This window comes from Sedimentimonas flavescens (assembly GCF_019264375.1).
Taxonomy (GTDB): domain Bacteria; phylum Pseudomonadota; class Alphaproteobacteria; order Rhodobacterales; family Rhodobacteraceae; genus Rhodobacter; species Rhodobacter flavescens.
In genome coordinates, this window is the sequence record NZ_JAHVAI010000021.1 from 1 (window position 1) to 21,699 (window position 21,699).

Annotated in this window: 11 protein-coding genes and 1 pseudogene; 1 reads left to right on the forward strand and 11 read right to left on the reverse strand. The window is 63.1% G+C overall.

Annotated elements, in window-relative coordinates:
• Positions 1-69 precede the first annotated feature (69 nt).
• From nhaA to KTQ37_RS15145, 3 genes and pseudogenes are all read right to left on the reverse strand, one after another.
• Positions 70-1,089, reverse strand: a complete 1,020-nt coding sequence (nhaA, locus tag KTQ37_RS15135) for a Na+/H+ antiporter NhaA (RefSeq protein ID WP_236021266.1) — start codon at positions 1,087-1,089, stop codon at positions 70-72.
• A gap of 93 nt (positions 1,090-1,182) precedes the next feature.
• Positions 1,183-2,182 (reverse strand): annotated as a pseudogene (locus KTQ37_RS15140) (fatty acid desaturase).
• Between the two features lie 163 nt (positions 2,183-2,345).
• Positions 2,346-2,588, reverse strand: coding sequence for a hypothetical protein (locus KTQ37_RS15145; RefSeq protein ID WP_218631350.1), 243 nt, complete (start codon positions 2,586-2,588; stop codon positions 2,346-2,348).
• Between the two features lie 150 nt (positions 2,589-2,738).
• On the opposite strand from KTQ37_RS15145, the gene KTQ37_RS15150 reads away from it, so the two are divergent.
• Positions 2,739-3,473: a Crp/Fnr family transcriptional regulator gene (locus KTQ37_RS15150; RefSeq protein ID WP_218631351.1), complete on the forward strand. Its 735-nt coding sequence runs from the start codon at positions 2,739-2,741 to the stop codon at positions 3,471-3,473.
• 58 nt (positions 3,474-3,531) lie between these two features.
• Here KTQ37_RS15150 and KTQ37_RS15155 read toward each other — a convergent pair whose 3' ends face one another.
• The 8 genes from KTQ37_RS15155 to mobC all read right to left on the reverse strand — a co-directional run bounded on the left by KTQ37_RS15155 (position 3,532) and on the right by mobC (position 21,181).
• Positions 3,532-3,720, reverse strand: coding sequence for a hypothetical protein (locus tag KTQ37_RS15155; RefSeq protein WP_218631352.1), 189 nt, complete (start codon positions 3,718-3,720; stop codon positions 3,532-3,534).
• A 354-nt stretch (positions 3,721-4,074) separates the two neighbouring features.
• Positions 4,075-5,856 carry an SLC13 family permease gene (locus tag KTQ37_RS15160; protein WP_218631353.1) on the reverse strand — a complete coding sequence of 594 codons (1,782 nt, stop codon included), beginning with the start codon at positions 5,854-5,856 and terminating at the stop codon, positions 4,075-4,077.
• Between the two features lie 133 nt (positions 5,857-5,989).
• A complete protein-coding gene (locus tag KTQ37_RS15165) occupies positions 5,990-6,862 on the reverse strand; it encodes a transglutaminase family protein (protein WP_218631354.1) in 873 nt (290 codons plus the stop codon).
• Positions 6,863-6,934: 72 nt separating this feature from the next.
• Positions 6,935-15,559 (reverse strand): GH36-type glycosyl hydrolase domain-containing protein, encoded by an 8,625-nt coding sequence (locus KTQ37_RS15170; protein ID WP_236021267.1) that lies wholly within the window; start codon positions 15,557-15,559, stop codon positions 6,935-6,937.
• 96 nt (positions 15,560-15,655) lie between these two features.
• The gene (locus KTQ37_RS16915) at positions 15,656-15,787 is read right to left on the reverse strand and encodes a hypothetical protein (protein WP_096804700.1); all 132 of its coding nucleotides are present in this window, start codon (positions 15,785-15,787) and stop codon (positions 15,656-15,658) included.
• A 502-nt stretch (positions 15,788-16,289) separates the two neighbouring features.
• Complete coding sequence (locus tag KTQ37_RS15175) at positions 16,290-18,266, reverse strand: type IV secretory system conjugative DNA transfer family protein (RefSeq protein WP_218631355.1); 1,977 nt, start codon at positions 18,264-18,266, stop codon at positions 16,290-16,292.
• On the reverse strand, positions 18,259-20,607 hold the full coding sequence (locus KTQ37_RS15180) for a relaxase/mobilization nuclease domain-containing protein (protein ID WP_218631356.1): 2,349 nt from the start codon (positions 20,605-20,607) through the stop codon (positions 18,259-18,261). Before KTQ37_RS15180 ends, KTQ37_RS15175 begins: the two co-directional genes overlap by 8 nt.
• Positions 20,594-21,181 (reverse strand): plasmid mobilization relaxosome protein MobC, encoded by a 588-nt coding sequence (gene mobC, locus KTQ37_RS15185; protein ID WP_218631357.1) that lies wholly within the window; start codon positions 21,179-21,181, stop codon positions 20,594-20,596. The genes KTQ37_RS15180 and mobC overlap by 14 nt, the downstream gene beginning before the upstream one ends.
• Positions 21,182-21,699 lie beyond the last annotated feature (518 nt).

The window sequence follows — 21,699 nt, forward strand, 5'->3', positions numbered from 1 at the left end:
AAATTGCCTTTGCCCATCTCGGCCTCCTTGCCTCAAAATTAGGGAAGAAGGCGTCTACAGATCTAGGGGCTATTCAGTTTGTTGGAAATCAGCACCCTGAAACGTCATGCCGGCATTCGCCAGCGCGAAAATCGGCATGATTGCAAAGCCGACCCAAGGGTGCAGTATCATCTCGAGACGCTCGACTGGAGAGACGGATTCCGTGACCGCTGTCCCTGCCTGGAGAAGGTCATGGCGTTCTGTGGTATCGCCACTCCAATGCTCACCGGCAGGATGGGCCAGCAAACGCCCCAGGATCCCGCGTAGACGTGCATCGCTGACCCAGACCCGGGTGGGTGTCATGAGACCCAGAATGACGCCAGCGATGGTCGCATGGACGCCGGATGCGTCAATACACAGCCAAACTCCCGCTCCTATCAATGAATAGACCGGAACACTTCTGATTCCGAGCCGCGAGGCGCTTGCAACGGCACCAATTCCCAGCAGACCTAACCCGAGTGCCGACCAGTTCAGGGCTTCTCCGTACCCGAGCGCGACCACGAGAATCGCGCCGACATCATCGAATATCGCCAGCGAGAGCAAGAAAAGACGCAGGGTAGGTGGAACTCGGTTTCCGAATAGCGCGAGGCACCCGATTACGAATGCCGTATCGGTTGCCATCACGGTTCCCCAACCATGCATTCCGGATTCACCGGACATCAACGTCAAATACATTGCGACTGGAACCACCATGCCGCCCACGGCCCCCGCCAGAGGCAAGGCGACTTGTCGAGGATTTCTCAATTCGCCCAGAACGATTTCCCTCTTGAGTTCGAGCGAGAGCACAAAGAAGAAGAGTGTCATCAGTCCGTCGTTGACCCAGTGGCGCAGGGAGCGGCTGAAATCCCATGAGCCGAATGTCAGGCCGATACGAGTTTCCCAGAAATCCAGAAAAACGCGGTGCCAAGGCGAATTCGCCAGTCCCAACGCCAGCAACACCGCCAGGAAAAGAAGGGCACCCGCTGCCGCCTCGATTTTCAGAAAGCGTGCGAAGGGTCGCGCGAGCGTGTCGGCTGCCTCATGGGGCAGAGATGCAAGTTTGTCGATCATTGGGCCGATTTTCCTTTTTACACCAGGAGGGACAGTGCCTCCGCACACTCAACCAGGGCCTGTTTCCTTGTCCTTCAGCCAAATCGCACAACCTCAGGCGGAAATTGCCCGGGCCTCCGCTAACGACAAAAGCCTGTGGCGCTGCTCGTCCAAGAGGTGGAGGCGCGCGCAGCGGAAGCTCTCCCAAAGTGTTATGCGCTTGATCTGTGCCAGGACATCGTGATCCCGGATAACCTCGTTCAGGCGGTAGAAGGGAATGCGGCTGGCCAGATGATGGACACAGTGAACGCCGATGTTTGCGCTGATCCAGCGCAGGATACCGGCAACGCATAGTGTGAACTTCCGTGCAGGGCCGCGTTTTGAATGTTCCAGTCCCCTTCGTGCCGCCAGCTTGTATCCTCGAACTGATGCTGCACGTAGAAGAACCACATGCCGGCGACCGCGGCCAGATGATCGTCATCAGTGAAAGGCCAATAGCGACGTTTGTGCCCATCGCGCTCAGGCAGTACCGCCAGCCGGATCGCATCAGGCGCACGGGCAGGCGGTACTGCAGGAAGAATGTATAGAACCGCACCACGCCAAACAGGAACACCGGATTTCGGATCAGCCGATAGCCCGCCCGTCCAAGTCGGCTCTTGTCCTGATATTCGCTGACCGTCAGGATCGGCATGTCTCCGACACCCCGATGGTCCAGATTTCCGGTCGTGGCATGGTGGATTGCGTGCGTCTTGCGCCAGACATCGTAGGGGGGCAAGGTGAGGACGCCGATCATCCGCCCGATCCAGTCGCAGAGGAGCCGGTTGCGAAACAGCGACGCGTGACCGCAATCGTGCTGAAACATGAACAGACGGACGAGGAAGGCCGCGTTCGTCAGCGCCAGCACGATCGCCAGCGCGGTGCTGATCGACAGCGCCCACCAGGCAACGGCCCAGAGCGCCACGAACGGGACGAGTGTGATCGCGAGTTCGAAAACGCTACGCGACGGGACAGGCTGTCGATACGCCGCTAGCGTCCGCGCCCAGTCCGATGGGGTAAACCGTGACTCCTGCGATGCGCAGCCGGTCTCGGCTGATGAATGGCCAGCATTTGACACCGCTCCCGCATGCGATCCGGTGTCCCGCAGGGCGGGGTCGGAGTTTCGTTGTTCGCCTCTTTTGCTCTGGGCTGCGTCCTGTCGGCCAGGCTGTTGAGGCGGCCCGTTGTCTGAGTAGGACGAAAACCTCATGGGTGGTGCAGCTCCATTGCGATTGGATGCATCATGCCGGTGGTCTCCGCACTGAATTGCCCCCCGCGATGATCTGGTTGATGAGCGCCGCCACTGCCCGGTGGATTTCCGCGTCAGGCTCAGTGTCGATGGTGTTCTCGTGGGTGGCCGCAGCGTCGCGGAGCACGCCAACGATATCATTCTCCGGCAGCAATCCGCGATCGTTCATGGCCAGTAGAAGTGACTCGCAGATCGAAAGGGCGGCCAGTCCTGCAGCGTTATTCGATGTAGACATCTGGTGTATTCCTTTCATCATATCACTATCTGGCAGTGAAACCAGTCTGATGAATTCCTCATGTTCGCATGAAATGCTCTATGCTGGGCTGATCGAAAGCAGTCCCTGAGCGGATCTCGGCAGATCCTCCGTAACCGAAAGGAAAGGGTCATGACACCGATCGCGGCCAGCCCGCTCACCCGAAAGCTCTCGGCCTTTGTCGTTTTGTCGGAGCCCGAACTTGCCGTGCTTGCGCGTCTGCACGGGCGTCGGCGGACCTTTGTCGCCGGGCGAGACATGGCCCATCAGGGACAATCGGATCAGGCCGCCTACATCCTGTCCGCGGGCTGGGTCTGCTCCTACAAGATCCAGCCGGATGGAACGCGGCAGATCGTCGATTTTCAGGTGCCCGGCGATTTTCTGGGATTGCGAAGCGTGCTTTTGCGTACCTCAGACCACAGTTTCGAGCCTATCGTGGACGTAGAGGCTGCCGAAGTCTTGACGGGCGATCTGCTCGAGGCGTTCGCGCAGACACCGCGGCTCGCAACGGCCATCCTTTGGGCGGCATCGCGGGATGAGGCGATGGTGGTTGAACATCTCGTCGGGATTGGGCGGCGGGACGCGGGAGCACGGATGGCGCATCTCCTGCTGGAGTTGGGATCGCGGTTGGCTCTGGTAGGCATGGGGAGCAAGGAGGGGTACGACTGCCCGCTCACACAATATCACCTTGCCGACGCGCTTGGATTGAGCGCTGTCCATGTGAACCGTGTGTTGCGGCAATTGCGTGAACGCGGTCTGGTGACTTTCCGGGACGGTCACGTGGCATTTCACGACTACAGCGGGCTGGCGGAGCTTGCCGGGTTCGATCCGGCGTATCTGGATCAGACCGGACCGCTTTTGAAATGACAGAGTCGCCCTCAGTCTTCAGCAAGCGTCTCAGGAGGTCGCGACAGGCGCTTGACCGTTACTCAAGCGCGCTTCTGGCCGCGTCGAGTTCCACGTTCGTCTCGGCTTCGCTCATTTCTTTTCGAGCTTTTTGAGCTGCGAGTAGGTGCTGGAGCGCGGCATCTTTCTTCGAACCTGTAGGCGCGTCATTGCACGCGGTTTCGACGGATTTCATCTTCAGGGATGGTCTACTGGTATCCAGCGTCATCAGTTTGTCCTTCCATTCATCTACCGGGAAATAAGAAGCGCATCGACATGCCGACCTTTCGGGATAAGCAGGTCCACACGCCTCTCAGGTACTCGTAAAAACCGTGCCTCGAAATGTCCGGTGGGCACGTCTCCATATACAACTTCTCAGGACTTGGCGGCACTGACGCAGATTAGCCCGGACGCTTGGCGCAGCTCGATCCTCTCCACGATTAGGTCTCGTTCAACTGAACGCGGTCGAATTCGGCCCCCAGCACAGCGGTTTCTCGCCGGGTGGCACGAAGAGACTATGCACATATCATGCTCACACTTCGCCAGCCAAGGAGCTTTCCAGACCGCTCTTTCAGCGGCTGTCTTAGAAGGGAAAGAACACCGGAATTGCCAGGATTGCGGCGGCCCCCACGATGATGTTCATCGGCAGACCGATCTTGATGAAGTCCGTGAATTTGTAATTGCCGGCGCCATAGACCAGCGTGTTGGTCTGATAGCCGATCGGGGTCGCGAAGCTTGCGCTCGCTCCGAACATGACTGCGACAACGAAGGGGCGTGGATCAACCCCGATCTGGTCCGCCAGTCCGATCGCCAGAGGGGTCACGACGACCGCGACCGCACTGTTGGTGACCGCCTCCGTCAAGGTCGAAGCGAGCAAATAGACCGCGGCCAGGGCGATGATCGGGGGCATGTCCGCAAGCGGCGGGGCAATGGCACCGACGATCAAGGCAATCGCGCCCGAGTGCTGCAGCCCCGCACCAACCACCAGCATCGAGAAGATCAGAACGAGCACGCCCGCGTCGATGGAACTCCAGGCCTCATCGTTGTCGATGCAGCGCAGGACGAGGATGAAGGCCACGGCGACGAGGGAAACAAGGCTGATGTCCGCCACACCGATGGCGGCCAGGGCCACCACTGCAAACAGTGCCGCAAGCGCGAGCGGGGCCTTGCCGCGTCGGAAGGGGCGCCCTCCGGCCATCGTGACGCCAGCCAGGTCCCCGGCCTCGATCAGGCGGTCGTAGCTTTCGTCGGTTCCCTCCAATAGCAGTTTGTCCGCAGGTCTGAGGAGCGTGGTCGAGAGGTCGGGGCCGAGGCTTTCCCCATGACGATGTGCCCCAAGGACACGCATGCCATACCTGAACCCGATGGTCAGTTGCGCGATCCGTACACCGCGGCTGCGATGCGAGAGCGTGACGATCGCCTCCGCGACTGTTGTTTCGGCACTATCCCCGGCTGTCGGCCCCTGACGCAGTCCGACATCCCATCCTTTCCTGTTTCTCAACGTCAGCAGTTCGGAGGTGCGGATAACCGCGATCAGCCGGTCACCAGCGGCAAGGATGTGATCGAGCACGTCGTCACGCCTAACCTCTGCACCGGAACGTATTCCGACCACCGTCACACCCGGGCGGGTCAGATCATCGATATCCCCCAAGGCGTGACCCAGCCCCCAGAAATCATCCTTTGGGCGCAACTCGGTCAGGAAATCCGCCTCACCTGCCGCACCCAGATCCGTCTGATCCTTGCGGTTGGGAAGCAGGAGCGGTCCGAGTAGCAGCAGGGTCAATCCGCCGGTGGCCGCGGCCACCAGACCGACCGGTGTGATTTCCAGAATTGAGAAGGGCGCCAGCCCGATCTCTCTGGCAACGCCATCGACCAGCAGATTGGTCGAGGTTCCGATCAGCGTGCAGGTCCCGCCGAGCACCGCCATGTAAGAGAGCGGGATCAACAGGCGTGTCGCTGCGAGGCCGAGGCTTTGGGCCAGTCTTATGGCGACCGGGATCAGCACCAGGACGACAGGTGTGTTGTTCATGAGCGCCGAGGCCACGAGGGTCGAAGCCAGAAACACGCCCGTTGCCGCAATGGGGCGCTGGCCGGCGGCGGCTACGACCCGGTTTGCCAGTACATCGAGCAACCCGGTGCGGACGAGGGCGCCGCTGAGGATAAACATCGCGGCGATGGTGATCGGTGCGGGATTCGAAAAAACCGACAGAACAGTGTCTTGAGGCACCAGTCCAAAAACGACAAACAACGCCGCGACCGCTGCGGCCGTCACCTCGGGGGCGAACCGCTCATAAAGGAAACCCGCGAAGAGAACCAGAAGAAGCGCGAGCGCAAGATAAGGCTCGTAGGTGGGCAGGTGTGTCATTCCGGAGTCTCCAGTGCATTGACGGCGGAGAGGTCCTGACGTCGCGCAATATGTGGTCTTTCGTTCTCACTCTACCCCGAAAACCGACGCGGAGCGCTCCTCGATCGGTCGCCGCGGACCGGGGTTGCGGTGATCAGTATTCGATGACCACGTGGCGCACCTCAACGGTCATGCTTCGCTGGGTGTTTCCCGACCCCGTGAAGCTCCCAGTGACCGGGACGACCTGATGAATGCCACGGGCGACCGCCACGGGAATGAGGTTCTTTGATCCGACGCTCCGGTTTGTAGGGTCGAACGCGACCCAGCCGGCACCGGGAATGAAGACTTCGGCCCAGGCATGGGTAGAACCCGCCCCTTCAGATCCGACAAGGCGCGTCTCGGGATCGAAGAGATAGCCGGAAACGATGCGGGCACCGAGACTGAGCGTGCGCGCGGCCTCGGCAAACAACACCGCAAAGTCACGGCATGAGCCCCAACCGCGGGAAAGTGTTTCCAGCGGCGACTGTGTCCCTTCCATCTCTCGCCCCTGATATGCGATCTGCGTCGACACCCCGTTGGCGATATCCTTGAGCAGAGACAACGTATCCGTGGGGCGTTGAAGGACGAAGCCCTCGACCCAGCTGGAAAACTTGCCGTCAGGGTCGGGATATTGTGGCGCCGTCAGGGCGCCGAGGTCGGCCCAGTCGTCGCCTGAATAAAGGAAGGGAAAGCTGATTGCCTCCGCCGCTATGGCGAATACCGGCCAGACCGCGGCGGTCAGATCGACGGTTGCACGGCTTTCGATGATCAGATGGTCGCTCGGCTGATTGAACTGCGCCGTGGCGACCGCATTGCCGGCAACGTCATGGGCCCAGGTGATATCGGCATGGGGCGTGAGGGTGATCTCATGCGACACCAGCCGCAGGTCCCGGGCTTCGCGCGGGCGCAGCATCATTCGATGAGGTCCAAGCAGAACGGGTTCGCCGTAGCGGTATTCGGTCTTGTGATAGGTCGTCAGCGTGGTCACGTTAGGTGCCTTTCGGCTGCAATGCGGTCACCCGGAGTCGGGTCGCTTGAGTGGCGTCGGTTAGACAGGCGGTCAATCCGGCGGGATCGGGAGCACAGAACTGTCGATTTCGGCTGACGTCTCGGTCGACACAAGGGGACCGAGAGTCAGGTTCAGGTCGTGAGACCCGCCGTCGAGGGGCAGGAACACCACCGGCCAGGGCGTGATGGGGTGGCCATCCAGCGTGGCTCTCGGATGATCCGCTCTCTCGATCCGGATCCTGCACGACGTGCCTGCCACCCTCAGCGTCATGGAAAATCCCGGCCAGTCGGGTGGCATGGTGGGGGCGATCCGCAGACGGTCTCCGTCCCGGGTCACGCCGAGGATGCCTTCGATGGCCGCACGGTGCATCCAGGCGGCCGCGCCCGTGTACCAGCTCCAGCCGCCGCGTCCGATATGCGGGGCAACGGAATAGACATCGGCGGCGACCGCATAGGGTTCCGTCCTGTAGCGCTGCACGCCTTCGGGTGTCCGGGCGTGGTTGATCGGATTGAGCATCGCGAAGAGCTCTGCCGCGCGCGCTCCATTCCCCAGTCGCGCCCAGGCCAGGATGGCCCACATCGCGGCATGGCTGTACTGCCCGCCATTCTCGCGCAGCCCTGGCGGATAGCCGGCAATATAGCCCGGGTCCTGCCCGCCCGCGTCGGCCTTGGTCCCGAAGGGCGGCGTGAACAGCCGTGCCAGATGGTTTTCGCGATCGACCAGCAGGCGGTCGACGGCCTCCATCGCGCGCCGTGCGCGCTCGGGATCGGCCTGCCCGGACAGCACCGCCCAGCTTTGCGGGATCGAGTCGATGCAACAGGCCGGTGCGTCAGCCGCGCCCAGCCATGTTCCATCATCGAAGGTCGCGCGGCGGTACCAGTCCCCATCCCAGGCATGGGTCTCCATGGAGAGGCGCAGCGTTTCGGCCAGCTCGCGCCAGCGCCGTGCCCGGGCCGGATCGCGCTTTTCTGCAAGCGGCACGAAGGCGCCGAGCGTCTGCAGCAGCAGCCAGCCCAGCCAGACGCTTTCGCCGCGGCCGGCGGCGCCGACGCGGTTCATCCCGTCGTTCCAGTCGCCGCTGCCGATCAGCGGCAGACCGTGCTCCCCGGTCAGGCTGAGTGCGCGGTCCAGCCCCAGGGCGCAATGATCGAACAGCGCCGCACCGTGGCCCGCATCGTCGGGCAGGAAGAACGCGTCGTGCTCGGTCTCTCCGAGGCGATGCCCTTCGAGGAAGGGCACCTGTTCGTCCAGTATCGCCCTGTCGCCCGTACTCGTCACATAGGCGGCGACAGCATGGCCGAGCCAAACGCAATCGTCGGAAATGCGCGTCCGTACCCCCTGGCCGGAATGCGGCAGCCACCAGTGCTGCACGTCGCCTTCCGGGAACTGGCGGGCGGCGACCCGCAGCAGATGCGCGCGGGTGCGGTCGGGGCGCGTCAGCATGAAGGCCATGTTGTCCTGCAGCTGGTCGCGGAACCCGTAGGCGCCGCTTGCCTGGTAGAAGGCCGCGCGCGCCTCGATCCGGCAGGCGAGCGCCTGATAGGGCAGCCAGCCGTTGACCATGATATCCATCGCCCGGTCCGGCGTCTCGATCCGGAGATCGCCCAGCGTGTCGTCCCAATAGGTCTGTACCGCTGCCAGTTCGGCCTGCATGTCGGCGGACCGCAGCCTTTTCAGAAGCGGGACGACCGCCTCCGCGTCTGCGCATTGGCCGAGAAGATGGACAAGCTCAATGCTCTCGCCAGGGGCCAGGGTCAGGGTCTTCATCATCGCGAGGCAGGGATCGAGCCCCGCTCCGACCCGCCCCGAGATGACGGCGCCCCGGCGTAGTGCGGCGGGATCGGCATGGCTGCCGCCCGAGCCCAGAAATTCGGTGCGATCTCCTGTCCAGGCCTCGGCCGAACCGGAAGGCGCGTTGAGCGCCGCGAACATCACCCGGCCGGGAAAAGCGGTGTTCCACGGATTCTGGACCAGAAGCGCGCCAGTTTCCGGCTCGTGCGAGGTCACGAGGAACGGGGCCGAGGCGGCGCGCGATTGACCCATGACGGGTTCGCTATAGCTGACGACGCTCAACCTCCGGGGCTGCGTCCCTGTATTGCGCAGGAACAGCCGCGAGACCCTGACCGGATCGGCGCGCGGCACGAACTGGACCAATTCGCAGTCGATGCCATTCGCCTGATGCTCGAACCGGCTGTAGCCGAAGCCGTGGCGTACTATGTGCGGACCGGCCCCTGCAGAAAGCGGCAAAGGGCGCGCAGTCGGTGAAAACAACACGCCGCTGTCGTCGTCTCGGATGTAGATTGCCTCGCCCGGAGGGTCTGCCACAGCATCATTGGACCAGGGCGTTAGCTGGTTGTCGCGGCTGTTCTCGGCCCAGGTAAAACCGCTGCCGCTGGCCGACACCTGGAATCCGAAGTCCGGATTGGCGATCACGTTGATCCATGGGGCAGGCGTGCTGTCCGGTGGGCCAAGGCGGATGACATATTCTCGTCCCTCCCGGTCGAACCCGCCTGTGCCATTGTAGAACTCGAGGTTCGGGCGGTCGGATGGCGGCCTGGCCTCGTCCCGCTGCGGGGCGGTTCTGTCACGTCTGTTCGCGCGCAGTCGGAGCGCATTGGCGGGTTGCGGGGCGGGGCCAATCTGTCGCGTGTCTGCGGTCATGGTGTCAGCCGTAACAGGATCGGCAAGAAGGGCGTCGAGCTGTTCGCCGATCATGCCGCGCCGGGCCAGCATCACAACCCGCGCCGCAGCCAGGAGAAGCGCCCGCGTATCTGGTGCGATCAGGTCGGAGCGCAGCGCAATCACGGCGCCCCGGGCCGGTCGCGTGTCGTCGCCGGGACGGGAATGGCTGCTGCGCAAGGCGATGTCGATGGCGGTCTGCAGATCCTTGACATAGGAGGCCGGGTGCTCGTTGAGGATCACCAGATCGACCGCAAGCTGCCTTCCCAGCCAGTACTCGTGGGCCTGTAGCAAGGCACGAACCTGTCCGATATCGGCGGGATCGTCGATGCGCAGCACCACGATCGGCAAATCGCCGGAAATCGCGAGCGGCCAAAGGCCGGATTGACGTCCGGCGCCACGTAACAAGGTGGCAGACGGCAGGCGGAATCGGCGATCATGATAGAGGACAGGGGCGGCGAGGCGTTGGAAGTCGGCGGCTTCGGTCGGCGAGATGCCTAGATGGCGCAGTTGCACCTGAGCCTGGGTCCAGGCCAGGGTCCGTGCGCGGTCATAGGCGCTGCGGTCGTGATGCCGGTCGATCAGATCCATCAGCGCTTCGCGGCTGTTGGCAGCCACCATCCAGACCAGGATCCGTGCGGTGCGCCCAGGCGCGATCAGGAGCCGGTTGCGCAATGCGAAAACCGGATCCAACACCGTGCCAGCGGTCCCGGCAAGAGGCGCCGGATCGGTTATGACGTGCGGCTGGGTCTGGTCATGATCGCGGCCGAAAGCGCTGTTGCGATCACTGTCATATTGCAGCGGCGCGACGGTCGTCCCCTCGACCACGGAGAACTGCGCCACCCAGATTTCCGGTTCCTCCGGACTGCGCCGCCTGCGCCACGCTATCAACGCGCCGTATTCGGGCAGGAACTCGGTCTGAACGAACATCCGCGAGAAGGCCGGGTGCGCCAGTTCTGAGGCCGGATCCGCCAGCGTCAATTCGACGTAGGAGGTTACATCCAGTTCCCGGGGTTTGCGCCCGCCATTGGTCACCGACAGGCGTCGCACCTCCGCATCCGCCTCGCCCGAGACGAGAACATCCAGCACCGTTTCGAGCTGGCCTGTCCGGGCGGTGAAGGTCGCGTGATCCTCGAAGAACTGCACGTCCTCCGCGTCGGCAGTATCCGGCGCGCCAGGTCCGAACCTCTGGTCAGAGCCGTCCGAGAGATTCCGGATGTGGAGGATGGCGCCATGCGGATCCCGGGTCGCGTCCTCGCGCCAGCGGGTGAGCGCAATATCGCCCCAGCGGCTGTAACTCCCGCCCGTGGCGGTCAGCATAACCGCGTAGCGTCCATTCGACATGAGATGGGTGACCGGGGGGCCGCCCGGGCGGCCGGCAATCCGGCGGCCCCGGTCCGCTTCGGACGGCGTCGGACCGCCGGGCCTGGCGTCCTCAAGCGGCGGCAAGGCGCGGTCGATATCGCGCGGCAGCCGTTCCTGGAGCAGCAGTTCGCTGGCATGGATCATCGGTTCGTGGTGGAACCTCTGGCGCATCAGGCCGCCGGTCAGGGCGTTGGCGATGGCCACGATGGTCATCCCCTGATGATGCGCCATGTAGCTTTGCACCACGGCAACGCGGCGACCCGGCAGCACACGGTCGGGGGTAAAGTCGAGGGCTTCATAGAAGCCACAGAGCCCGAGGCCACCCATGGCCTCCAGGTCGTCGTAGTTCCGCCGTGCAGCACCGGGATCCAGCATCGCGGCCAGCCCGGTTGCATAGGGCGCGATCACCAGATCCCCGGCAAGTCCGCGCTTGAGCCCAAGCCCCGGCACACCGAAGGTGGAATACTGATAGTTGAAATCCACATCCCGCGCGTTGAAACCGGATTCCGAAATGCCCCAAGGGACGCCTTGCGCCCGTCCGTAGGCGATCTGTCTCTCGACGACCAATCGACAGGTGCGACCCAGCTGACCGCCTTCGGGTTCTTGCATCACCAGTCCAGGCATCAGGTATTCGAACATCGAGCCGGCCCAGGAGACGAGAACGGCGCCGCCACGGGTTGCGGTGACCGTCCGCCCCAGACGGAACCAGTGGCGCAGCGGCAGATCCTGTTTGGCGACGGCGAAGAGACTGGCCAGACGCGCCTCGGAGGCCAGGAGGTCATAGCAGGACGGATCGAGACTGCTCTCATGGACCGAGTAGCCGATGGACAGCAGCTTGCGCTCGGGGTCGAGCAGGAAGCCGAAATCCATGTCCACTGCGAGCCCGCGGGCCTGCACTCCCAGCCGATGCAATTCTGCGGCCAGAGCGGCATGGTCGGCCTCAGTTGACGCGGCATCTGTCGCGGCTTCGGCCAAGCCGTCGCGAAGCAAGGACAGCCATCGGGGCGCATGGGGGGGCATAGCCGCCGGAGGCGGAGTGGCGCGTTCGGCCTTAGCCGCCAGGCGTTGCAGGAAGGGCCAGTTCACTTCAGCCTGTTTCAGGCCATCGCGCAGCGATCCGATCGCCTCGGAGCAGGAGTCACTGAGCGGGGACATTAACCGCTCTGCGTCACGCTCCACCAGGTCAAGAAGATCGGTCAGCCCCTGAGATCTCTGACGTGGCGTCGCGCCGGAATGCGCGGCCCAGTCCTCGCAGGCGTTGGCCAGTGCGATCAGGTGGCCGGCCAGATTGCCGCTGTCCACCGACGAGACATAGGGCGGGTCGAGAACCCTGCCGTCTCGCGTGTCGTACCAGTTGTAGAAATGCCCCTTTACCCGCGGCAGCGCTTGCATCGTGCCAAGGGTCGCGGCGATCCGGCTGGCCGCCTGACGCAGGCCGATCCAGCCGAGATCGCAGGCTGTGACAGTGGACAGAAGATAAAGCCCCATATTTGTGGGCGAAGTTCTGTGCGCGAGCGTCGCGTGTGGTTGCTCCTGAAAGTTGTCCGGGGGCAGATGGCTGTCTTCTGGCGTGACGAAGGTCTCGAAATAGTGCCATGTCCTGCGTGCGATCAGGCGCAATTCCTGGGCGTCCTGCGGGGTAAGGGCGGCGTCGGGTTGTGCGCGGGAAGGCTGACTGACTCGAAAGGCGATGAGCGGCGCGGCAAGCCAGAGGGCTGCAAAGGGCAGGATCAGGGGGAGCGCACCGGGGGCGGCCAAGCCGGCCAGGCCTGTGGTCGACAGTCCCAGCAGGATCCCCGGCGCCATGGCACGGGAAAATCCCCGCAGATCGGGGCGCGGAGCGGCCGAGACCGAGGCCGCCGTGGTCCATTCCAGGAGATGCCGCCGTGAAACCGTCAATCGCCAGAGTGTGCGGGCGATGGCATCGAGCGCGCGCCAGGCGGCGTCGGCGAGAAAGCTGATCGCCAGCCCGGTTTGCAGCACGGCAAGCGACAGGTCTTCCTGCATCAGGCGCAGGTGGTTGCCCATGTGAAGGCGGCGCTGATGCGGAATGGCGGAAAGGGCTGCATGCAGGAAAGCGGGCAGGCTCATGGCGACCAGCGCCAGAGCCGTCGCCAGCAAGGCCGCCGGGCCAGGCAGAAGCCACCCCAGTGTCAACAGGACAAGCGTGGCCGGGGCCAACAATGAGCGGCGCAGCGTGTCCAGCACCTTGACCCGTCCCAGCGCGCCCAGCCCGCCTTCCCGGCCAAGCCAGGGCAGCAGTTGCCAGTCGCCGCGACACCAACGATGGATGCGCCGCGCGGCGAGGTCCTGTCGGTCGGGGAAGGACTCGATCAGTTCCACGTCCGAGACGAGCCCGGCCCGGGCGAAGATGCCTTCAAGCAGGTCATGGCTGAGAAGGGCATTTTCGGGCACGCGCCCGGCCATCGCCTCTTGGAAGACATCGACGTCGTAGATGCCCTTGCCGGTAAAGGAGCCCTCGCCGAAGAGATCCTGATAGACGTCCGACGCAGCTGCAGCATAGGGATCCATCCCGCCCGGACCCGAGGTCGCGCGCTGAAATGCCGTGCCGTGCCGTTCCGGTGTCAGGGCGGGGGTGATCCTCGGCTGTAGTATGGCGTGACCAGCACTGACCCGGCTGCGGGCCGTATCGAAGATCGGCTGGTTCAGCGGGTGCGCCATCTTGCCGATCAGCCGCAAGGCCGCGTCACGCGGCATCCGGGTGTCGGAATCGAGCGTCAGGACGTAGCGCACCTCAGGAGGCACGGCTGGCACATGACCCTCTGCCGTGCGGTAGTCGGTATCATCGGCACCGCGCAACAGACGGTTGAGCTCGTGCAGCTTGCCGCGTTTGCGCTCCCATCCCATCCAAATCTGCTCGGCGGCGTTGTAACGGCGGTCACGATGCAGGTGCAGAAAGCGGGCACCGGCGGGACCCGCCCCGTAGACCTGGTTCAGTCGCGCAACCTCGACGTCGATCAACGCGACAAGTGGCGCATCCTCCGGCATGTGCTGTCCGGGGGCGTCCAGCCCGTCGGTCAGGATTGCAAAAGTCACGTCTCCTTGGGCGCCGGACAGATAATGGACTTCCAGCCCTTCGAGTTGTTCGGTCAGCTCTGCGCCATTTGTCAGCATTGTCGGCACAACCACGAGCGTGCGCAGCGAAGACGGCACGCCGCTCTCAAGCGCCAGTCCCGGCAGTGCCGTGGCAGGTACGGCCCAGGCCACCATGCGATCAACGATAAGTTGAGCGACGGCACTGGCCGGGATGACCGCTGCGAGAAACCAGAGCGCGAGCACAGTCCACGACGCGGATGGGCCGGAAAGGGCCACCAGACTCCATGCGCTCAGCGCGAGCAGCCCAAGAGTGACACAAAGAATGCTGCCAAGGTATCCTGCGAGACCGGGTCGGACCTGCGGGCGATGCCGTCCCCTGTAACGATAGCCGATCTGGCGCTCGAAGGCCGCCCGGCCCTCGGCGAGGAGATGCCAGCCCGGATCGCTCCTGCGCAGGATTTCCGCCTCGGAAATCAGGTCGCCATCCGCTTCCGGCGCAGCCCCCACCGTCGCCAGCACCTGCTCGGCCAGATCCAATTCGCTGTAGTCACTGTGACGAGCGAGATCCTCGAGGGCATCGCGATAGAGGTTGCGGCTGGCGAAATCCATCGCGGAAAATCCCGGATGCTCCCGCAGCTTCGCATCGACCAGGCTGACACTTTCAAAGAGCTCTGGCCAGTCCGTCTCTGCGATCGTGCGCAGGCTGGTAATGACGTTTCGAACGGTGACGTTCGAGGCGCCCTGACGCTCCTGTGCATGCCGGACCGCCAGGTCGACATTCGACCCCTGCTTGGCCAGCCGATCCTCAAGCCAGCCGATGGCCGGGGTCGTGACAGGGTCGCAGTCGCGTAGCCGTTTCGCCAACTGGGCGGCAAAGATCTCGGAAAGGGGCTCGGACGCGTCAATATCTGCAGGCATCCCGATCCCGGTCTGGTCGGCCTCCAGGAGCCGATCCGCAAGGGCATCCGCCGACAGGCGCATCCTGTGACCGAAGGTGATCTGGTCGGCCAGCCGCCGCAGGTTTTCCAGAAGGACGAGGCGGAGCGTTATCGGAACCGCCCAGAGCTCTCCTATGGTCAGGGGCTGTACCTGCTGATAGGCGCGCAAAAAGCGGGCCAGTGCGGGGGCGTCGAGATGGCTGTCCGTATGGGCGACATAGGCCCAGATTAGTTCGAACACACGCGGATAACCGTGAAACGGCCCTTGGGCGAGTTTCGGCAGAAGCTTGTAGTAGCTGGGCGGCAAATCCGTACGGCAGTCGCGCACCTGCGCCTCGACCCTGTGAAAATTGTCCACCAGCCATTGGGCAGCAGGGACAATAGGTTTTCCCGCCGCCAACTCTGAGAGACAGGCCTTGTGAGTGGCCCTCAGAGCCGTCGCATTATCGTCCAGTCGCTGGCGCAGTGACGCGACACGCGGTGAAGAGGCACATATACGCTGGACCTCCGCCAGGCTGGCGGCGTGTTGCTCCAGCCTTTCGATACCGAAAAGCTCCGCGCGCACCGGCGCGACGCTCTTCCAGGGTGAGGTGCGGGTGCCGCGGAGGTCGAGTCGAGGTAGCGTCCAGGCCCTCATGCTAGAATCCTGTCGGCAAGTGGGCAATTTTGCCGACTTGCCGCTTGGATGCACGTTCTGCGCCCAGGCCCGGGCGATCGCGCAAGACGAGCCGGGTCAGGCCTTTTTCCCCTTCGGCTTTGTGTCGATCGTCAGGCCCTTGCTGAAGGACGGCGCCGGCGCCGGTTCAGCCTTCTTCTGCTTCGGTTTCTTGTCTTCTCGGCCGCGACGGCTTTTGCCCTTCGCCATGGTGTTCTCCTAAGTGTTTTGTGTACGTGGAAAATTCTCTCGCCTCGACGAGGCGAAGACCGCATGCGTCGCGGGCCAGGATTCCGAGGGCCACGCAGGTCCGCATCGGTGCAATTTGAGAGTATCGCCGAGGTCAGCCGCTTCCATGCTGATCCAGATCAGCGTTCAACGGAGAGTCTTTCTGCTACGTGTCTCTATGAATGGTCCTGAGACAAGTCTGAAGTCGTACCCCAGCACCTCAGTGATACGTCCGCAGGAGGAGCGCCTCGATCTGAAACCGATGGCCGAAATGATCCACTACGGGGTAAAACGCGATCGAAAACTGTCCTCTTGACGCATCCGGCCATAGGCTTGAAGTGACGAATTTAGTGGCGGTTTGACTTGAGAGACCAAACGGTCTCTCGCCAACACAACCAAATCAACTCGGACAAATCGAGCGGCACGCCGGATATTTTGGAGCAATAAGCTGCCTGTGAAGCGCAGGCCGCAGACTTACTAACGATCACCCGTACTCAGCTATAATTGCCCTTGTGGTCTGAACAGCCGCAGTCAATTCAGTCCTGTTCGCCCCCTTGATCCCCAGCCTATCAAGATCGAATGACAACTGACTTGAACGACCGCCGGACGCGGCAGCGCGTGCCGATCGGCCACGTGCGCGACTAGTCGATACGAGCTTCCGATCCTGCGGATCCGTTGTCGACTTCTCGTCTATCGCCGACGCTACACCATTTTCCCGCGCCCCCGCAGCCTCACGAACTTCCTGCAGCTCCTGCTTCAACCTCTCCACCGTCTCGCGAGTCTCAGACATCTGTCGGTCCCGCCGCACACCTTCCTCGTCCGGATACGGAAAACTCCCCGACTGGCCCGCATGCAGCACCTTGAGCGCCGGGTCCTCGAAATACTTCACCCTTCTTGCCCGGATCGGCATCTGCGCATCGATCACAAGGATGACCTCGTCGAGGTCCATGCGCCGGGCTTCATCCTCTGTAAGAAGCGGGGTATCTTCTGTCCTTTCCGAAACGCTGCGCCCCTCAAACGGATTGCGTCCAACAGCGCGGGAGCGGGTCACCACGCGCTTGGTTGTCTTGCCCACGGCCTGGCTCAACTCTTCGATGGTCTTCTGCTCGGACGGGGTGAGGTAGAGCTTCACGCCGGCGCCGCCCTGCAGCGATCTGCGGGTGTTCTCACCATAGATCTCGTCCAGCGCCGGGATCGTCTGGGTCACGATGGCGAGGTTGCCGCCGAAGGAGCGCAGCGTCTTGATGCTCTCGGCGACGATCGGCATTTTCCCGATCCGGTCAAACTCGTCGAGCATGATCATCACCGGCCAAGGCTCGTCATCGCCGGGCTCCTGTGCTTGCAGCGAGGCAATCAGGTCCGAAAAAAAGAGGCGGATCAGCGGGGCAAGCGGGCGGATCATCTCGGATTCGACCACAAGATAGATCGCATGTGGGCGGCGGCGGATATCCCGGAATGAGAAGTCAGAGGTCGCGGTGGCCGCGTCAATCGCGCGGTTGTCCCAAGTGTCGAGACCCGATGTCATAAGCAGGGAGAGGTAGGAAGTGAGGGTGTCGTTGTTGGTCGATGCCATACGCTCGAAGATCAGTTTGGCCGACTTGTTCTTCACCTCCTGTGAACGCTTCAGGTATTCCTTCTGCTTGTCGCCCCCCGAGGCTGTGATGCGGTAAATCTCGCCGATGGTCGGAACGCCGCGCTCGAAGGCCAGAAGACCGGCCGCCACGAAGAGGTCGATACCCCCGGCCAATAGCCCGCTCAGTTTTTCGTTGTCGGTTTGCAGGAAGAGCTTGGCGGTGAGTTTCAGCTCCATCTGCTGCCGGTCGGGGTTGGTCATGGCCGCGATGCGCGCAAGCGGGTTGTAGCGGTGGGTTGGGCGATCCCAGTCGGTCGGCGCGAAGCGGAAGACCTTGTCGCCCATACTGGCGCGGAAGCGCGATGTCTCGCGGAAGTTCTCGCCTTTCACATCGAGCACCACGGCCGAGCCCTTGTAGGTCAGCAGGTTCGGGATCACGAAGCCCACGCCCTTGCCGCGGCCCGTGGGCGCCACGATCAGTGCATGGGGAAAGGTTTTTGAGACAAGGAACGGGCGCCTGGATTTCGGGGAGCCGAGCTTGCCGAGAAGGAACCCGCCACCGGGCTTGGCAAAGAAGCCGTTCCTCTTCATCTCGCTGCGAGTCTGCCAATGCGTCGTCCCGAAGCGGGTCAATGCATCCCCCAGAAGCGTGACGCTCAGCATCAGCGATGCCAGGCCGAAGCCGCCAAGGATGAGGTTCACCCAGAGGAAGTCTTTTGGTGCGGACTGAGACAGACCCCGATATTCGCGGGCAAGCAGGGTGACGTCGAAACGCGTGGGTGAAAGCCCATAGCGGAACATCACAAAGCCGGTCGCCACGACATAGCCCATGGCGAGGCCGACCAGCACGAGGCTCAATACACCGAGGGCAATCTTGCCTTTATCCATGGGTGATCCCCTTCTCACCATGTGCCGCGGCGTGGCGCGCGCGCTGCGCCTCGATCTGCTCTTCGGCCAGAGCATCGAGAACGCGCTCCATCGCCGGGCCGTGCGCAGTGACCTCGCTGCTCTGGAGATAGGTCTTGGCGAGTTCCAGCTGGCGCAGCGGATCCTCGGTGAATGAGTCCAGGACGTCCGCGTTACCGGCCCGCAGCGCGTCGATTGCGTCGGGGCTTAGTCGCTCGTTTATCTGCTGGACGATGTCCTGCTGCTCTGCCTCGGAGGCCGAGGTCCCGACGTCAGCGTTTCGCACAAAGGCCATGACCGTTGGCGCTGTCTCTTCCAGATACCGGCGCTCGGCGTAGTCTTGTCGCGCCCGGTCCTCGATCTCGAAACTGCGTTCGCTGATATAGGCACGCGACGCGCCGAGCGAACGAAGGTAATTGATTTCGTCCTGGACGGCCTGCCCGAATTCATCATCCGGCATCTCCGTGCGATAGCGGGCGAGGGTGCGGACTTCTTCGGTGATCGGACCGAGATGATCCGAGGGATCCCGCAAGGCGAGGTCCATGTCGCCAGCATGCAACGTGCGGTCCTGCTCAGATACCGCATATTGCTCCGGCATTCGACTGTCAGTCGCCTGGTCCCAGGCCATCGACGCCAGTTCGGCATGCTGTGGAGATCTCTGCGCGTAGGCGTCGAACGCGGCGCGGGCCTCTTCAACCTCCACGGCACCTGCCCGCCGGACCGACGGGTCGTCGGAGAACGGATGATCGAAATCCGTCCGGCGGAACTGCGCCACCAGCGCCCTGAACGCCTGCCGCTCCGATGGGGCAAAAATGTCGGGCCCGTCCTTCACGAGATCACCCCCAGGTGTCGCCAACCGCTCACCGAGCACTTCCTCAGCGTCATCCACCTTATCGACCTCGGTTGGCGCGCGCAGGACGCGTACATCGGTAAGAACATCGCCCAACCGAACATGCACAGCTTCCAGCCGGTCGAGTGCTTCTTCCCGGTCCGCAGGTCTCTCCAGATCGAGTCCCCCTTCTTTGGCAATCGCCTGCAGATCCTGTGCCAGCCACTGACGTTCCAATGCGGCATTGCCTGCCCCTTCCCGCAGACGCGCGGCCACTGCCTCGGCGTCGATGCCTGTGCCCTGCAACGCCTCGGCCAACTTTGGCGCGACCTCTCCGTCGTCAAGGCGCGCGAGATGATCTTCACTGGCGTTTGGCCTTGCATAGATGCCGTCCCGGGACGGAGCATCGACCAGAGCGGCGGAGCGATCCCCAAGCGGGTTCAGATGCGCGACCGAGGCCAAAACGTCGGTCAGCTTGCGCTCGATCACCGGCTTCTCGGCCGCCGGCGCCCTGTCGATCGCCGCCTCGATCTGGCGAATATTCTGAGAAAACTCGGTGATCAGTGTGTCGAACGCTGCTTCGTCTTGGGACATATAGATGGCTCCGTCAGATTGAATCTGACCGCCACTGGCAAGGATGGTGCTGGCCCTCTCGAGCGCCTCGGCCACGTCTTCGAAATTCGAACGTGACGCTTCCGCCGCGAGCCCACGGTACATCAACGCGTTGTGCCGGACGGTTTCCAGAGCGGCCGCCAGGTCAGCACCGGTTCTCTGGCGCTCGACTGGGGGACGACCTTCGTCGCGAGCCTTGTAGATTTCATCGATCTCGGCGCGGTAGGTCGTGACGCCGCGATCCAGACGACGCGTCGCCTCGAGGCGGATCCCATGAACTTGGGCCGCCTCAACCATCGCCTCGCGAAAGACGTCGTAGTTGAAGTGATGATCCTTCCCGAGAAAGAACATTTCGCCATCCTTGCTGCGGCGGTTCAGAACGATATGCGCATGTGGATGCGCGCGATCTTGGTGTATTGCAGCAATATAGTCGAATTGCGACCCCTCACCTTGAAAGAACTTCTCGCAGACCGCCTGGGTGATATCGCGCACCTCTTCACCCCTGGTCCCAATCGGGAATGCCATCAGCAGATGCGACGTATGGCCAAGCTTGGGGCTGTAGCGCTCGTTCCACTGGTTCTCGAACCGCCGCGCCACTCGGTTAATCTCGGCTTCCGAGAGCTGCTTCTTCCCGTCATGGGTGCCGCGACTGTCGAAGATATGGGTCGACTTCGTCGTGAGATATGTGAGCTGCGCCCGTAGCTGCGCCCCGGTGTGACAGCCCCCTTTCGAGATAGCCTTGAAGATCGCTGGCGAATAGCCGCGCGCGGCTCGCACCATCTGCGCGCCCCTGGAAAGCCCCTGCCAGGATCCCGAAACTCGGCTCCAGCCGCGGTCAAATAGCGCCGGGTCGATGCCACGGACCCGGTCACTCCGCGCCATTCTCATTCCTCTCGGCTAGGCCCGCCAGGGCAGAGCTGATCTCAAGGTCCAGCACGCTGCGCCGCGCACGCGACATCTCCTGGACCTGGTCGGCCAGATCGAAGACCAGACCCGCAAGGGCGCGGACGTCACGGTGACTTGAGGCCGGGTAGGACAGTCTCTCGCCCCGCACCTTGGCCTCGTTCAGACGTCGCGCGATCTGGTTCACGTTGTTGCCGACCCGGTTGAGCGCGGCGCCGAGGCTGCGCAACTCGTCACACATCTCGTCGTCGGGCAGGAAGACACCTTCGGCCGCCAGCATCAGGCGGCGCATGGCATCCGAGCGGTGCGCAATCCCGCGCCGCGACAGCGCCGCGTCGAACCGGCGCAGGTCGTCGTCCGAGACCCGGATCCCCACAACCCGCGATCGGCTGCCGTTCGCTGTCTGACGCTCACCCCAGTGGTTCACCACGTTGTAGATCGTCTTAAGGCTGACATCGTAGTGGGCTGCCAACGACGCCGCGGAGACGCCGTTCCGGCGGTCCTGGGCGATGGTCGATCGCTCGATCTCTGACAGTCTGCGGCGGCGGGGCATTTTGAAGTTAACGTTCCTATTTCTTGCCAACTTCGTACAAGCCCGCCGACTCCCAACGCAAGTGGAGTCGGCCATAAGGGCTTGTACTCAATGTAGAAAATCGCCCTGCAGGGGCGATTTCCCGCCCTTTGTCAAATGGATCGCGCTTCGCGCTCATTGCACCACGCGATGCGGTCCCCGCCTCGCGCATCGCGTCTTTTGCACTCCGTCTCTTGCACCCCGCAAGACGGGCTTCGCTGCGTGCTGACCGTCTCGCGTCACCTGCAGAACGCCATACGCGAGGCTGCCTCCCGTCGTCTGGCGCACGCTATCCGTCACCTGGAGTCCGTCCGCAGCACATCGCCAAGCGCATCACGACATTTGGAGGGTGTGTGGTGCCCCGCGACGAATGCTGAAGGCGCCACGGCAGACGTCGCACGATCATCGCACAACGCCACCCGCTGCATGCCAAACGCGGGTCGCATCCCGACTTCTGCTTGACCCCTCCGCCCCATGCGTTTAGCGACATTTTTGCATTA

Coding starts and splice junctions, on each gene's coding strand:
- nhaA (WP_236021266.1), bottom strand. CDS start 1,089: ATGATCGACAAACTTGCATCTCTGCCCCATGAGGCAGCCGACACGCTC.
- KTQ37_RS15175 (WP_218631355.1), bottom strand. CDS start 18,266: ATGGATAAAGGCAAGATTGCCCTCGGTGTATTGAGCCTCGTGCTGGTC.
- KTQ37_RS15150 (WP_218631351.1), top strand. CDS start 2,739: ATGACACCGATCGCGGCCAGCCCGCTCACCCGAAAGCTCTCGGCCTTT.
- mobC (WP_218631357.1), bottom strand. CDS start 21,181: ATGCCCCGCCGCCGCAGACTGTCAGAGATCGAGCGATCGACCATCGCC.
- KTQ37_RS16915 (WP_096804700.1), bottom strand. CDS start 15,787: ATGGCGAAGGGCAAAAGCCGTCGCGGCCGAGAAGACAAGAAACCGAAG.
- KTQ37_RS15180 (WP_218631356.1), bottom strand. CDS start 20,607: ATGGCGCGGAGTGACCGGGTCCGTGGCATCGACCCGGCGCTATTTGAC.
- KTQ37_RS15145 (WP_218631350.1), bottom strand. CDS start 2,588: ATGTCTACATCGAATAACGCTGCAGGACTGGCCGCCCTTTCGATCTGC.
- KTQ37_RS15155 (WP_218631352.1), bottom strand. CDS start 3,720: ATGACGCTGGATACCAGTAGACCATCCCTGAAGATGAAATCCGTCGAA.
- KTQ37_RS15170 (WP_236021267.1), bottom strand. CDS start 15,559: ATGAGGGCCTGGACGCTACCTCGACTCGACCTCCGCGGCACCCGCACC.
- KTQ37_RS15160 (WP_218631353.1), bottom strand. CDS start 5,856: ATGACACACCTGCCCACCTACGAGCCTTATCTTGCGCTCGCGCTTCTT.